Source organism: Cupriavidus oxalaticus, assembly GCF_004768545.1.
Taxonomy (GTDB): Bacteria; Pseudomonadota; Gammaproteobacteria; order Burkholderiales; family Burkholderiaceae; genus Cupriavidus; species Cupriavidus oxalaticus_A.
Map to the genome: position 1 here is coordinate 949,518 of NZ_CP038635.1, position 14,137 is coordinate 963,654.

General features: G+C 65.5%; 11 protein-coding genes. 4 read left to right on the forward strand and 7 right to left on the reverse strand.

Annotated elements, in window-relative coordinates:
* Positions 1-30: 30 nt before the first annotated feature.
* Positions 31-2,745, reverse strand: coding sequence for an aminopeptidase N (pepN, locus tag E0W60_RS15220; protein WP_135704859.1), 2,715 nt, complete (start codon positions 2,743-2,745; stop codon positions 31-33).
* A 253-nt stretch (positions 2,746-2,998) separates the two neighbouring features.
* Here pepN and E0W60_RS15225 point away from each other — a divergent pair, with 253 nt between their 5' ends.
* Both E0W60_RS15225 and E0W60_RS15230 read left to right on the forward strand, forming a co-directional pair.
* Positions 2,999-3,655, forward strand: coding sequence for a DUF4136 domain-containing protein (locus tag E0W60_RS15225; protein WP_240745938.1), 657 nt, complete (start codon positions 2,999-3,001; stop codon positions 3,653-3,655).
* A 307-nt stretch (positions 3,656-3,962) separates the two neighbouring features.
* Positions 3,963-6,284, forward strand: coding sequence for an NADP-dependent malic enzyme (locus E0W60_RS15230; RefSeq protein ID WP_133094121.1), 2,322 nt, complete (start codon positions 3,963-3,965; stop codon positions 6,282-6,284).
* Between the two features lie 120 nt (positions 6,285-6,404).
* Here the strand turns inward: E0W60_RS15230 and E0W60_RS15235 are convergent, their stop codons facing one another.
* The 6 genes from E0W60_RS15235 to E0W60_RS15260 form a co-directional block, all read right to left on the reverse strand.
* The gene (locus E0W60_RS15235; RefSeq protein ID WP_135704860.1) at positions 6,405-6,650 is read right to left on the reverse strand and encodes a hypothetical protein; all 246 of its coding nucleotides are present in this window, start codon (positions 6,648-6,650) and stop codon (positions 6,405-6,407) included.
* 239 nt (positions 6,651-6,889) lie between these two features.
* Positions 6,890-7,957: a porin gene (locus E0W60_RS15240; protein WP_133094123.1), complete on the reverse strand. Its 1,068-nt coding sequence runs from the start codon at positions 7,955-7,957 to the stop codon at positions 6,890-6,892.
* A gap of 185 nt (positions 7,958-8,142) precedes the next feature.
* Positions 8,143-8,661, reverse strand: coding sequence for a 2-oxo-4-hydroxy-4-carboxy-5-ureidoimidazoline decarboxylase (gene uraD / locus E0W60_RS15245; RefSeq protein ID WP_135704861.1), 519 nt, complete (start codon positions 8,659-8,661; stop codon positions 8,143-8,145).
* Positions 8,662-8,673: 12 nt separating this feature from the next.
* A complete protein-coding gene (gene puuE / locus E0W60_RS15250) occupies positions 8,674-9,618 on the reverse strand; it encodes an allantoinase PuuE (RefSeq protein WP_135704862.1) in 945 nt (314 codons plus the stop codon).
* Between the two features lie 111 nt (positions 9,619-9,729).
* Positions 9,730-11,136 (reverse strand): nucleobase:cation symporter-2 family protein, encoded by a 1,407-nt coding sequence (locus tag E0W60_RS15255; RefSeq protein ID WP_133094126.1) that lies wholly within the window; start codon positions 11,134-11,136, stop codon positions 9,730-9,732.
* Positions 11,137-11,330: 194 nt separating this feature from the next.
* Complete coding sequence (locus E0W60_RS15260; RefSeq protein ID WP_133094127.1) at positions 11,331-12,098, reverse strand: GntR family transcriptional regulator; 768 nt, start codon at positions 12,096-12,098, stop codon at positions 11,331-11,333.
* A gap of 310 nt (positions 12,099-12,408) precedes the next feature.
* Here E0W60_RS15260 and uraH point away from each other — a divergent pair, with 310 nt between their 5' ends.
* Entirely contained in the window at positions 12,409-12,762 is a 354-nt protein-coding gene (gene uraH / locus E0W60_RS15265) for a hydroxyisourate hydrolase (RefSeq protein ID WP_029044808.1), read from the forward strand.
* A 31-nt stretch (positions 12,763-12,793) separates the two neighbouring features.
* A complete protein-coding gene (locus E0W60_RS15270) occupies positions 12,794-13,999 on the forward strand; it encodes a urate hydroxylase PuuD (RefSeq protein WP_135704863.1) in 1,206 nt (401 codons plus the stop codon).
* Positions 14,000-14,137 lie beyond the last annotated feature (138 nt).

Genomic DNA, 14,137 nt, shown 5'->3' on the forward strand with positions numbered 1-14,137 from the left:
TTGCGGGGCCTCCCTGACATACTCCGTGGTTCAGGCGGCCAGCGCCTTGCCGACGATCTCCCGGACGTCGCGCGACAGCGTGGTGCTGGCGGCGACGCGCTCCAGTTCGGCGCGCATGCGGTCGCGCAGCGTCAGCTCGTATTTCTGCCAGCGGTCCATCACCCGCGCCAGCCGTGCGGCCACCTGCGGGTTGATGGCGTCGAGCGCCAGTACCTGGTCGGCCCAGAAGCGGTAGCCCGAGCCGTCCTCGGCATGGAACTGCGCCGGGTTGCCGGAGCAGAAGCTGAAAATCAGCGAGCGCGCGCGGTTGGGGTTGCGCAGGTTGAACGCCGGATGCTCCATCAGCCTGAGCACGGTGTCGATGGTGCGCTTGCCGGCGTGCGGACCGCCCGGCTGTTTCCCCACGCTGCCGCGCTGCATGCCCTGCAGCGAGAACCATTTGTCGATCACCAGCGGGTCGTCCTCGAAGCGCTCGTAGAAATCGGTGAGGGCATGCTCGCGCCCGGGCGCGAAGCTGTTGACCAGCGCCGACAGCGCGGCGAAGCGGTCGGTCATGTTGTCGGCGGCCTGGTACTGCTGGTCGGCCAGCGCGTGCATGTCGGCGTCGCCGCTGTCGGCCAAATAGCCGAGCGCCAGGTTGCGCAGCGCGCGCCTGGCGGCGGAGGCAGCATCCGGCGAGTAGGGGCCGGGCGTGGCGTTGGCCTCGTAGGCGGCCAGCCAGTCGGCCTTGAGCGCGCGGGCCAGGCCTTCGCGCATGAACTGGCGGGCGCGGTGGATGGCGGCCGGATCGGCCACGCCCATGCGCTCGGCCAGGTAGGCCTCGGCGGGCAGCACCAGCGCCTGCTCGCGGAAGGCGGGGTTGAGCGTGTCGTCGGTCAGCACCGCGCGCATGGCCTGCACCAGCGCCGGGTCGAGCCTGAGCTCGCGGCCGGCCTGCACGTCGGCGACCAGCTGCAGCAGCGCGCGCGTGGCCAGGCGCTGGCCGGCTTCCCAGCGGTTGAAGGCGTCGCTGTCGTGCGCCAGCAGGAAGGTCAGCTGCGCGTCGGTGTACTCGGCATCGACGATCACCGGTGCGGAGAAATTGCGCAGCAGCGAGGGCAGCGGCGCTTCGGTCCCGCGCGGGAGGTTGATGAAGCGGAAGGTCTGCTCGGCCTGCGTGAAGTCGAGCACGCGCGTGGTCGCGCCGGGCGCGCCTTCGCCCTCGAGCTGCAGCGGCAGGTCCTTGCCGTCGGCGCCGAGCAGGCCGAGCGCGAACGGGATGTGGAAGGGCTGCTTCTCGGGCGTGCCGGCGCGGGTCTCGATGCCGACCTTGGGGCAGCGCTGCGTCAGCGTCAGCGCCAGGCTGCCGTCGTCGGCGTTCCACGCGGTGCGCGCAGTCACCACCGGCGTGCCGGCCTGGCTGTACCACAGGCCGAACTGCGCCAGGTCACGGCCATTGGCATCGGCCATCGCCGCACGGAAGTCGTCGCAGGTGACGGCCTGGCCGTCGTGGCGCTGGAAGTACAGGTCCATGCCCTTGCGGAAGCCGTCGCGGCCCAGCAAGGTCTGGTACATGCGCACAACCTCGGCGCCTTTCTCGTACACCGTGACGGTGTAGAAGTTGTTGATCTCTTCGTAGCTGTCGGGGCGAACCGGGTGTGCCATCGGACCGGCGTCCTCGGGGAACTGCACCTGGCGCAGCACGCGCACGTCCTCGATGCGCTTGACCGCGCGGCCCGATTCCGAGCCCATCATGTCGGCGGAGAATTCCTGGTCGCGGAACACGGTCAGGCCTTCCTTCAGCGACAGCTGGAACCAGTCGCGGCAGGTCACGCGGTTGCCGGTCCAGTTGTGGAAGTATTCGTGGCCGACCACCGCCTCGATATTGGCGAAGTCCGTGTCGGTGGCGGTTTCCGCATTGGCCAGCACGTACTTGGTGTTGAAGATGTTCAGGCCCTTGTTCTCCATCGCGCCCATGTTGAAGTCGCCGACGGCGACGATCATGAAGCGGTCGAGATCGAGTTCCAGCCCGAAGCGCTGTTCATCCCAGCGGATCGAATGCACCAGCGAGTCCATCGCGTGGCGGGTCTTGTCCAGGTCGCGCGCCTCGACCCAGACCTGCAGCAGCTTGTCCTTGCCGGAGGCGGACTGGATCCGCTCCTCGATGCATTCCAGCTTGCCGGCCACCAGCGCGAACAGGTACGACGGCTTGCGGAACGGGTCTTCCCACACGGCTTCGTGGCGGCCGTCGGGCAGGTCCTGCTTGCTGACCAGGTTGCCGTTGGACAGCAGCACCGGGTAGGCGTCGCGACGGGCGCGCAGCGTGACGCGGAAGGTCGCCATCACGTCCGGGCGGTCGAGGAAGTAGGTGATGCGGCGGAAGCCCTCGGCCTCGCACTGGGTGAAGAAGTTGCCGTTGGACACGTACAGGCCCGACAGCGTGGTATTGGCCGCGGGCTGGCACGCGGTCGTGATCTCGAGCGAGCCTTGCGCCGGCAGCCCCGGAATGGTCAGCGTGCCGGCGTCCTGGGTGGCGTTGGCCACCGGCTTGCCGTCCAGGCTGACGCCGACCAGTTCGAGTTCGTCGCCGCACAGCACCAGCGGCGCGTCGGCGGCCCCGCCGGGCTGGCGCGCGAAACGCAGCGTGCTGGTGACGACGGTGCGCTGGGGATCGAGATCGAGCACCAGGTCGGCATGGTCGATGGCGAACGGGGGCGCGGTATAGTCCTTGCGATAGACGGTAACGGGCGTGTCGGTGCGCAGCATGGAGGGATCCTGTCTTCGGAAGACCGTTGGGGAGGGTGCCATGCGCGTGCGGGCGAAGCATGGCGCCGAAGTCCTCATTGTAGCCAAGGGGGTGGGGGTTCATTGTCAGCAGCCGCGCCCGGGCAAGCGGGAATTCCGCCGGCGCCGCGTGGTCTCAGCGACACGCAGGACGATTTTGAGAGTGGAAAGCGAGGTAGCTATGTGGCGGCGCTCAGGCGGTGTCGGCGATGAAAAAAGAAAAAATGCCTGGTCCATGGGAATCCCGGGCCTCTGGGCGCTGGCGCTACTGGTGCTGCTGCTGTCGGGCTGCGCCAGTACCGTGGTGACCGATGTCACCGCTTTCCGGCAGCCCGGCTGGCAGAACGATGCGCCGCGCACCTACAGCTTCGAGCGCACGCCGGAGCAGGCGGGCCAGCTGGACCGCCAGACCTACGAGCAATGGCTGGCCGAGGCGCTGTACGACGCCGGCTACGAACAGGTGCCGGAGAAGCAGGCGCGCTACCGCATCAGCATGGATTACGACGCCGCGCCCGGCATCGTGCGCGTGGCCGAGACGGTCTATCCCGATCCCTGGTATGGCCCGTGGGGGCCCTATTGGGGGCCGTACTGGGGGCCCGGCTATTACCGCCCGTGGGGTCCATGGGGGCCGTGGGGCCCGTGGGGACCGGGCTACTGGCCGCCGCAGACGGTGGTGCGCGACGTGCCGGTGCTGTTCTCTAACCTGCGCGTCTATTTCAGGGACGCTGCCAGCGGCAAGCGGGTCTACCAGGTCACGGCGCAGAACCAGACCGAGAACGGCAGCCTGCCGGCGACGATGCCATACCTGATCCGCAGCGCCTTCGCGGACTTTCCGGGGGACAGCGGGCGGCCGCGGCGGGTCACGCTGGAAGTCGAAAAGCCGCAGAAATAGCGCAAAAACCGAGCTGCGTGCAATTGCGTGCAGAGGCATGCTTCTGCACGTTTATTGCATACCCATTGGTAAAAGCTGTTTAACTGGAACATTCCGACCAAAAAACGGCTTCCGGACTGGCTTTGGTGGCACTTTGCACGAAGCCGTGGGCTAGAATGACTGCTCGATTTTTCCGAGCCTTCGTGGTCGGGATCGTCAGTTTCGCTGCCAGATGTTTTTTCGCTTCCGGTCCTTCTCCCGATTGCGGCCGATACGAATCATGGCGGGAGAAGGGCGCTTCCGGCCGGGCCATTTTCCGGACGAGCCAATGAGCAGCCAGAACAGCGGTGATGCACCGCAACATGCCCCGAACAGTCCTGAAGCGCAACTGCGCCTCGCTGCACTGGAATACCACCGCAGTCCCACCAAGGGAAAGATCCAGGTAACGGCGACCAAGGCGCTGTCCAACCAGCGCGACCTGTCGCTGGCCTACTCGCCGGGCGTCGCGTACGCCTGCGAGGAAATCGCCAAGGATCCCGCTACCGCCGCCGAATACACCTCGCGCGCCAACCTGGTGGCCGTGGTGACCAACGGCACCGCCGTGCTGGGCCTGGGCGACATCGGCCCGCTGGCCGGCAAGCCGGTGATGGAGGGCAAGGGCTGCCTGTTCAAGAAGTTCGCCGGCATCGACGTGTTCGACATCGAGCTGGATGCACGCGACCCGGACAAGATCGTCGAGATCGTCGCCGCGCTGGAACCCACGCTTGGCGGCGTGAACCTGGAAGACATCAAGGCGCCGGAATGCTTCTATATCGAGCAGAAGCTGCGCGAGCGCATGAACATCCCCGTCTTCCATGATGACCAGCACGGCACGGCCATCATTTCGACGGCGGCGCTGCTCAATGGCCTGAAGGTGGTGGGCAAGGACGTCGGCACCGTGAAGATGGCGGTGTCGGGCGCCGGCGCCGCGGCGATCGCCTGCCTTGACACCATGGTCAGCCTTGGCGTGAAGCGCGAGAACATCTCCGTGGTGGACTCCAAGGGCGTGATTTACGTTGGCCGCGACGCCAACATGGAAGCCAACAAGGCCCGCTACGCGCAGGACACCTCGGCGCGCACGCTGGCTGACATCGTCAAGGGCGCGGACGTCTTCCTGGGCTGCTCGACCGCCGGCGTGCTGACCGGCGACATGGTCAAGACCATGGCCGACAAGCCCATCATCCTGGCGCTGGCCAACCCCGAGCCGGAAATCCGCCCGGAAGTGGCCAAGGCCGCGCGCCCGGACTGCATCATCGCGACCGGCCGTTCGGACTATCCGAACCAGGTCAACAACGTGCTGTGCTTCCCGTATATCTTCCGCGGCGCGCTCGATTGCGGCGCGACCAAGATCACGGAAGCGATGAAGCTGGCCTGCGTGAAGGCGATCGCCGATCTGGCCGAAGCCGAGCTGAACGAGGCCGTGGCCGCCGCCTACGGTGGCCGCGAGCTGAAGTTCGGCCCCGACTACATCATCCCGACGCCGTTCGACCAGCGCCTGATCGAGAAGATCGCGCCGGCGGTGGCCAAGGCCGCTGAAGAGTCCGGCGTGGCCACGCGTCCGATCCAGGATCTGGAAGCCTATCGCCAGCAGCTGTCGACCTACGTCTACCACACCGGCCTGATCATGAAGCCGGTGTTCTCGGCCGCCAAGGCCGCGCCCAAGCGCGTCGCCTATGCCGAAGGCGAGGAGGAGCGCGTGCTGCGCGCGGTGCAGGGCGTGGTCGACGAAGGGCTGGCACGCCCGACCCTGATCGGCCGTCCGCACGTGATCCAGATGCGCATCGAGAAGGCCGGCCTGCGCCTGAAGCCGGGCGTGGACTTCGATCTGGTCAACCCGGAAGAAGACCCGCGCTACCGCGCCTACCACGAGGCCTACCACGCGCTGCGCGGCCGCGACGGCGTCACGCCGGACATGGCCAAGGTGGCGCTGCGCCGCTCCAACACGCTGATCGGCACCATGCTGATGCACATGGGCGACGCCGACGCGCTGCTGTGCGGCACCGTCGGCCGCTTCGAGGCGCACCTGGAGCATGTGCGCGACGTGATCGGCCTGGCGCCGGGTGCCAGGGTGTTCGCCGCGATGAACGCGCTGATGCTTGAAAAGCATACGCTGTTCATCACCGACACCTTCGTCAATGACGATCCCACCGCCGAGGAACTGGCCGCGATCGCGCAGCTGGCCGCCGAGGAGATCAGGCGCTTCGGGCTGCATCCCAAGGCCGCGCTGATGTCGCACTCGATGTTCGGTTCTTCGACCCGCCCGTCGGCGCGCAAGATGCGCGAGGCTGCCGCGATCCTGGCCAAGGCGGCACCGCACCTGGAAGTGGAAGGCGAGATGCAAGGCGATGCCGCCCTGGACGAAGACGTGCGCCGCCACTTCCTGCCGTCGACCCAGCTGGCCGGCAGCGCCAACCTGCTGGTGATGCCGACGCTGGACGCCGCCAATATCGCGTTCAACCTGCTCAAGATCACGGGCGGGCAGGGCGTGACCGTGGGCCCGATCCTGCTGGGCGCGGCCAAGCCGGTGCACATCCTGAACCCGCAGGCGACCACGCGCCGCATCGTCAACATGACGGCGGTGGCGGTGGCGGAGTGCAATGCTATCCGCTGATGCGCTGAGAAGGTAGCTGCTGGCGTTGCGCCAGGATGAAAAAGCCGGGCCATCTGACCCGGCTTTCTGTTTATGCTGCCTTGCCGCACGACACGTGCGGCAAGGCATTCGGTGCGGTGGCTACTGCAGCACGTTGTAATGCTCGCGCATGACCACGATGATGGACTTGGCCGCGGCCAGCTGGCTGTCGAGGTTTTCGACGTATTCCTGTCGAAAATCGACCTCGGCGCTCCAGTTGCATCCGGTATGGTCAGGCTGGTGCATTCGCACCGCGTGCAGCTCGCATTCGCCGCACTCGGGGTTGTTGTCGAGGCACTGGTTCAGGATGGCCATCAGTTCGGATCGCGTCTTCGCATTTCGCCGCATGAGTCACCTCTCTAGGATCGAGTTTTGAGGCCTGGAACACCAATCTAGGTAGCGCAAGAGGGCGCTTCCAATTGAATCCCCCTATGGAGCGAAGGTTTCCGATCCGAGTACAGGCTTGGCATCTAATGGCGCAGCGCAGCATTCCGTGAGGCTTTCCTGCCGGAAGTGATTGGTGCAGGTGCAATAAAAAGCCCGCCGGAAGGGCGGGCATCAGGACTGCCGGTGCGGCGATTACGCCATCAGAACTTGTGGCGCACGCCCACGCCGAAGGTATCGCCGTGCTCGATGCCGGTGATCTTGTCGTAGTAATAGGCGGCGTACACGTCGGTACGCTTGGACAGGTTGTAGTCGTAGGCGACCGCGAAGGTGTTGCGCTTGAAGTCGCCCAGCGAGTTGTCGACCTTGCCGTATGCGTAGGAGGCCAGCAGGCTGCCGGCGCCGATGGGTACGGAGGCACCAAACTGGCCGTCGATGTGCTTGGTGTCGCCCGACGGCGCGGTGGTGGCGCGGGTCTTGATGTACTGGCCCTGCGCGAACAGCTTGACCACGTTGAAGTCGTAGGACAGGCCGATCTGGGCGGCGTCCTGGCGCGACAGGCCGGCATTGGACAGGTCGGTCGGCACGTTGTCGAAGCGCACCTGCTGGTAGGCAACGGTGGCCGCGAACGGGCCGCTGAAGTACATCAGGTTGCCGCCCCACTTGTTCTTGCCGGCGGCGCCGGCTTGCTCGCCGAAGGCATAGATGAAGTTGGCGGTCAGGCCGCCGAAATTCGGCGTTGAGTACAGCACTGAGTTGTTCCAGCCCGAGTCGCCGATGACGCCCGGATCCACCACCGCGCCGCTGGTCGCGCCGAAGTAGGTGTGGAAGATCGTCGGCGAGAACACGTACGAGTCGATCAGCGGGTTGAACAGGATGGTCGACACGAAGTACGGCGTGGTGTTGCGGCCCAGCTTGATGGTGCCGGCCTTGTCGTTCTGCAGGCCGACAAAGGCGTTGCGGCTGAACATCGAGTCGCCGTTGAAGCGCCCGCTGTTGCCGCTGTCGGTACGGAAGAAGCCGTTCAGGTCGAAGATGGCCTTGGTGCCGCCACCCAGGTCCTCGGTACCCTTGATACCCCAGTAAGACGTCTGCATCCCGCCCGAATTGGCGACCCATGCGCGCTCGCCCACACCCGGGCTCTTGACCGCACCGACGAACATGTCGGCCTGGCCGTACAGCGTCACGCTGGACTGGGCCATGGCCGTGCCGGAAAGAAGGGTAGCCGCTACCGCTGCCAGCTTCATTGCCGGCTTGTACTGCTTCTGCATGTTTAGACCTCCGTGGTTTCTGGATCCTGCTTGGAACGTTGTGTACTGGGTCCCTGTCGGGTTCTTTTAATGTCTTTGTGCTTTTATTCGTGCCGCCTGGCTTTGGCTCGGTGTGGTGTGGTGTTGCTTGGGGACCGGCGGCATCGGGTACAGCGTTTTTTGTTATACAGGTGACGCTTTTTTTCTCAGGCGGATACTAAGTCGTCAAGACGGAACTGCGCAATGCGATGGATCTGGTTGATGCAAGTTTGCAACTCGTCCTTCGGCGAGTTTTCTACGCGGCGCGCGAACTCCGCGATGATCCCGTGGCGGTCGTAGCCACGCACGGCGAGGATGAACGGAAAGCCGAACTTCTGGTTGTATGCGGCGTTGAGCGCCTGCAGGCGATCGAACTCTTCCGGCGTGCACAGGTTCAGGCCGGCGCCGCTTTGCTCGCGCGTGGACTCGGCAGTCAGCTCGCCGCGCACCGCGGCCTTGCCGGCAAGCTCGGGGTGGGCGCGCACCAGCTTCAGCTGCGCGGCCTCGCCGGCTTCATCCACGGCGCTGCGCAGCGCCTGCGCCAGCGCGGCGGCATCGGCAAAGGGGCGTTGCGCGGCGGCGGCCTCGGCGAACCACGGCGAATGTTCATAGATGCCGCCCAGCACCTGCACGAATTCCGCGACAGGCATGGTGTTGAGTTGGGCGAGGGTGTAGGTGTGGCTCATGCTGGATCCGGGTTACTTGGCGGGCGTGTAGGGGTGGGTCTCGGCCCAGTGGCGGGCGATGTCGACACGGCGGCAGATCCACACCTTGTCATGGCCCTGCACATAGTCGAGGAAGCGCTGCAGCGCGCGGAAGCGGCCGGGGCGGCCGAGCAGCCGGCAGTGCATGCCGATCGACAGCATCTTGGGGCTGTCCTGTCCTGCGGGATCGCCTTCCTCGTAGAGGACGTCGAACGAATCCTTCAGGTACTGGAAGAACTGCTCGCCGGTGTTGAAGCCCTGCGGCGTGGCAAAGCGCATGTCGTTCGAGTCCAGCGTGTACGGCACCACCAGGTGCGGCTTCCTCTCGCCGCCGGTGACTTCCACCTCGGTCCAGAAGGGCAGGTCGTCGCCGTAGTAGTCGGAGTCGTACAGCAAGCCGCCGTGCTCGACTACAAGCCGGCGCGTGTTGGGGCTGTCGCGGCCGGTGTACCAGCCCAGCGGCAGCTCGCCGGTCAGCTCCTTGATGATCTGCATGCCGATGCGCATGTGCTCGCGCTCGATGGCCTCGTCGATGTTCTGGTAGTGGATCCAGCGCCAGCCGTGGCAGGCGATCTCGTGGCCCAGCTCGACGAAGGCGCGCGTCAGTTCGGCATGGCGCTGCAGCGCCATCGACACGCCGAAGATGGTCAGCGGCAGGCCCCGCTTCTCGAACTCGCGCAGGATGCGCCAGACGCCCGCGCGCGAGCCGTATTCATAGATGCCCTCCATGCTCATGTGGCGGTCGGGGTAGGCCGCGGCGCCGACGATCTCGGAGAGGAACTGCTCGGAGGCGGCGTCGCCGTGCAGCACGCAGTTCTCGCCGCCTTCTTCGTAGTTGAGCACGAACTGCACGGCGATGCGCGCGCCGCCCGGCCAGCGGGCGTGCGGCGGCCGGGCGCCGTAACCGATGAGATCGCGTGGATAGTTCTCTGTTGTCATGGTCGTTGCTTGCTTCAGGGGGAACCGTCCGGGCCGCGGCGCCCGCAAGCGCCGTCGATTGTGCAATGAGCGTGCCAGTCACTGGCCCGGCGGCGTACTTCGAGATAACAGCTACTCGGTGCCGTGCGAATTGGCGGCGGCGTTGCGCATCGCTTCCTCGCGCGACTGGATGCCGTTGTAGAACAGGTTCAGCGCCACGGCCACGATCGTGCCGAGCACGATGCCGCTATGGGTGAAGGGGCCGGTCCACTTGGGCAGGTACTGGAAGAACGTCGGTGCCAGCGTCGGGATCATGCCGAAGCCGATCGAGATGGCGACGATGAACAGGTTGTGGCGGTTGCGGTTGAAATCGCACGAGCCCAGGATGCGGATGCCGGTGGCGGCGACCATGCCGAACATCACGATGCCGGCGCCGCCCAGCACGAACTGCGGCACCGAGGCCACCACGTGGGCCATCTTGGGAAACAGGCCGAAGGCGATCAGGATGATGCCGCCGGCAGCCGCCACGTAGCGCGAGCGCACGCCGGTCACGGTGACCAGGCCCACGTTCTGCGAGAACGAGGTGTACGGGAAGGTGTTGAAGATGCCGCCGATCACGGTGCCCAGGCCATCGGCGCGCAGGCCGCGGGTCAGGTCGTCGTTGCTCAGCTTCTTGCCGGTGATGTCCGACAGCGCCAGGAACATGCCGGTCGATTCCACCAGCGTGATCAGCATGACGATGCACATCGACAGGATCGCGGTCACCTCGAAGGTCGGGATGCCGAAGTGCAGCGGCGTGATGACGGCGACAAAGCTGGCTTCATCCAGGCCTTCGAACGACACCTTGCCCATGCCCATCGCCACCAGCGTGCCGATGATGATGCCCAGCAGCACCGCGCAGTTGGCGACCAGGCCGCGGCCGTACTTGGTCAGCAGCAGGATGGTCACCAGCGTCAGCCCGGCGATGCCGAGGTTGGTCAGGTCGCCATAGGCGAGGTTGGGCACTTCCTTGGCCACGCCGTCGATCACCGCGCGCGTGGTGGGCTGGCCGCCGGCCGCCCAGTTGATGCCGACGCGCATCAGCGACACGCCGATCAGCGTGATCACCGTGCCGGTCACCACCGGCGGGAATAATCCGAGCATGCGCCCCATCATCGGCGAAATCAGGATGCCGAAGATCCCGGAGGCGATCACCGCGCCGTAGATGCCGAGCAGGCCGACGTTGGGATCGGTGCCGATGGCGATCATCGGCGCCACCGAGGCAAAGGTCACGCCCATCATCACCGGCAGGCGGATGCCGAATTTCCAGAAGCCGATGGCCTGGATCAGCGTGGCCAGGCCCGCGGCGAAGAGGTCCGCGTTGATCAGGAAGGCCAGCTGGTCCTTGGGCAGCTTGAGCGCGCCGCCGACGATCAGCGGTACGGCAACCGTGCCGGCGTACATCACCAGAACGTGCTGCAAACCAAGCGCGAGCAGGCGCCCTGAAGGCAAACGCTCGTTGGTGAGGTCCGTCGGGACCGTGGTGCTTGCGGAATTCATTGGTGCGTCTCCTCTCCTTTGGTTTGATGGGAACGCCACGCCCGTGCCAGTTCTGTGCCGGCAATGCGTGTTGCCGGCCTTGCTATCGTTGTTGTCGGCCTGCCGCTGCTGCGCTCTCGTTTGCACTGCCTGGGCGCGGTGCGGACGGCGGGCGTTCGGCCTGCTTCTTGCGGGGGCGTGGCGGGAACACCGTGCTAGGTGGAGCGGCCTAGCACGCTGCGAAGATCGAAGCTGCCCGGCTCGTCCGGCTGCACGCGGTCGGCGCAGGCGCCGAGGTGGTGCGCCATGCGCGACTGGGCCAGCGCGGCATCGCCCTGTTCCAGTGCATCGAGGATTTCCTCGTGTTCGTCGAACGAGCAGGCGTTGTTGCCCGGGGCTTCCACGCTGGCGATCATCAGCGTGGTGCGCGACACCAGCCGGCGCATCATATTGACCAGCAGGGCGTTGCCCGACAGCTCCGCCAGCGCCGTGTGGAATTCGGCGGACAGGCGGATCCATTTGGGGCGGTCGTGCGTCAGGAAGGCCTGGCGCTCGCTGGCGACCATCTTGCGCAGCGGCGCGATCACGGCCTTCACGTCGGGCATGCCGGCGAGCTTTTCCAGCACCGCGCGCTCCAGCATCTGGCGCAGCTCGAACATGTCGTGCGCTTCGTCGGTGGAGGGGCTGGCGATAAAGGCGCCGCGGTTGGGCTCGAGGTCGACCATGCCGTCGGCGGCCAGGTGCGACAGCACCTTGCGCACGGTGTGGCGCGCGGTGGCATAGATCTCGCAAAGCGAATGCTCGGTGAGCTTGGTGCGCGGCGGCAGCCGGTGCTCCATGATCGCGTCGTAGATCTCGTGGTACATGCGCTCTTCGACCGAGCCCTTGCGCGCGGGCTTGTCCGGCCTGGTGGGCAGGGACCCGGCTGGGTCGGCATCGGAAACGCCGGTGACACCGGCAATCAGCTTCAGGCTCTTGGACATCTTGGCACCAGCGGTCATGCAATCAGGTCGGTCCGGACCCCCGTAATGCCCTGTATCAGGGTCCGGTGATCCGAAAATTGTTGACAATTATTTGGTTGGGACGGCAATATTGTCAACAAAACCAACTCAGGTTTTCGACAACTCAGGGTAATCCCGGAGTTGTCAACCGGGTCGGGCAGGCGCATTGTCGCCACGCACCAACCCAGCGCCGGGATGCGTTACCAGACGTACCGAGCGGGCACCATCCCACAAATGGTGCTAGTGAAGGCAGCGGCGCCCCTCACAACCCAATCGCAAAAGGACAAATACGATGGGACGCTTGACCACCCATGTTCTTGACACCGCTGCCGGCACGCCCGGACAAGGGATGTCGATTACTCTCCATAAAATTGTCGACAATCGCCGCGAAACCCTGAAGACCGTGGTCACCAACCACGACGGCCGCTGCGACCAGCCGCTGCTGGAAGGCGCCGACCTTGCCGCCGGCGTGTACGAACTGGAATTCGCCGCGGGCGACTATTTCCGCGCGCAGGGCACGAAGCTGCCCGAGCCGGCTTTCCTGGACGTGGTGCCCCTGCGCTTCGGCATTGCCGACGTCAACGCGCACTACCACGTGCCGCTCCTGGTTTCGCCCTGGTCGTACTCGACCTACCGCGGCAGCTGACGCGGTGGCATAGGGAAACAGGAGACAAGACATGGAAGGCTATATCCTCGACTGGGCCAATATGCTGCTGCGGTGGGTGCACGTCATCACCGCCATTGCATGGATCGGCTCTTCGTTCTATTTCGTGTGGCTGGACAACAGCCTGACCAAGCCCACCGCGCCCGACCTGAAGGAAAAAGGCGTCGACGGCGAACTGTGGGCCGTGCACGGCGGCGGCTTCTACAACCCGCAGAAGTACCTGACCGCGCCCAAGCAGCTGCCGGAGAACCTGCACTGGTTCTACTGGGAGTCGTACTCGACCTGGATGAGCGGCTTCGCGCTGCTGGTGGTGCTGTACCTGTTCAACGCCAGCACGTTCCTGATCGACAAGAATGTGTTCGACATGTCGCCTGGCGCGGCGGTCGGCTTCGCGGTGTCGTACCTGCTGATCGGCTGGATCGTCTATGACAGCATCTGCCGCCTGTTCAACAAGAATGACCGACTGGTCGGCATCCTGGTAGCGATCTACATCGCGGCGGCCGCTTACGTCGCATGCCACGTCTTCTCGGGCCGCGCGGCGTTCCTGCTGACCGGCGCGATGATCGCGACGATCATGAGCGCGAACGTGCTGGCATGGATCATCCCGGGCCAGCGCAAGGTGGTGGCAGCACTGAAGGCCGGCCAGCCGGTGGACCCGATCCACGGCAAGCGTGGCAAGCAGCGCAGCGTGCACAACACCTACTTCACGCTGCCGGTGCTGTTCGCGATGCTGTCAAACCACTACAGCATGACCTACGCCCACAAGTACAACTGGGTGGTGCTGATCCTGATCATGCTGTCGGGCGTGCTGATCCGCCAGTTCTTCATCTTGAAGCACAAGGGCAAGATCAACGTGCTGTGGCCTGCTGCCGGCGTTGCCGCGCTGGGCGTTGTGGCCGTGATGATCGCGCCGCAGCCGCGCCCCGCCGTGGCCAAGGGTGGCGAGGCAGCCGCAGCGACCGTCAGCTTTGCCAAGGTGCAGGAAGTGATGAACGCACGCTGCGTGCAATGCCACGCCGAGCAGCCGAAGATGATGCCGACGGCGGCCAAGGGGATCAAGCTGGAGACGCCGGAAGACATCAAGGCCCACGCCCAGCTGATCTACCAGCAGGCCGTGCAGCAGAAGGCGATGCCGCTGGGCAACGTGACGCAGATTACCGACGACGAACGTGCGCTGCTGGGGCAGTGGTTCGAAGGCGGGGCGAAGACTACGAATTGATCGTGGTTTGAGTTGAAAAGCATTGGGGCTGGCTCTTGCCGAGCCGGCCCGCGAAATCCGAGCATCGGTGATCGACGGTCTGGAGGGCTGAGTTGTCGGCAGTCGTTAGTACCGGACCGGCGAGGGTTTGAACGGGGC

Bases quoted from the DNA above. Each gene is read 5' to 3' on its own strand.
- pepN (WP_135704859.1), bottom strand. From the start codon at position 2,745: ATGCTGCGCACCGACACGCCCGTTACCGTCTATCGCAAGGACTATACC.
- E0W60_RS15225 (WP_240745938.1), top strand. From the start codon at position 2,999: ATGGGAATCCCGGGCCTCTGGGCGCTGGCGCTACTGGTGCTGCTGCTG.
- E0W60_RS15230 (WP_133094121.1), top strand. From the start codon at position 3,963: ATGAGCAGCCAGAACAGCGGTGATGCACCGCAACATGCCCCGAACAGT.
- E0W60_RS15235 (WP_135704860.1), bottom strand. From the start codon at position 6,650: ATGCGGCGAAATGCGAAGACGCGATCCGAACTGATGGCCATCCTGAAC.
- E0W60_RS15240 (WP_133094123.1), bottom strand. From the start codon at position 7,957: ATGCAGAAGCAGTACAAGCCGGCAATGAAGCTGGCAGCGGTAGCGGCT.
- uraD (WP_135704861.1), bottom strand. From the start codon at position 8,661: ATGAGCCACACCTACACCCTCGCCCAACTCAACACCATGCCTGTCGCG.
- puuE (WP_135704862.1), bottom strand. From the start codon at position 9,618: ATGACAACAGAGAACTATCCACGCGATCTCATCGGTTACGGCGCCCGG.
- E0W60_RS15255 (WP_133094126.1), bottom strand. From the start codon at position 11,136: ATGAATTCCGCAAGCACCACGGTCCCGACGGACCTCACCAACGAGCGT.
- E0W60_RS15260 (WP_133094127.1), bottom strand. From the start codon at position 12,098: ATGTCCAAGAGCCTGAAGCTGATTGCCGGTGTCACCGGCGTTTCCGAT.
- uraH (WP_029044808.1), top strand. From the start codon at position 12,409: ATGGGACGCTTGACCACCCATGTTCTTGACACCGCTGCCGGCACGCCC.
- E0W60_RS15270 (WP_135704863.1), top strand. From the start codon at position 12,794: ATGGAAGGCTATATCCTCGACTGGGCCAATATGCTGCTGCGGTGGGTG.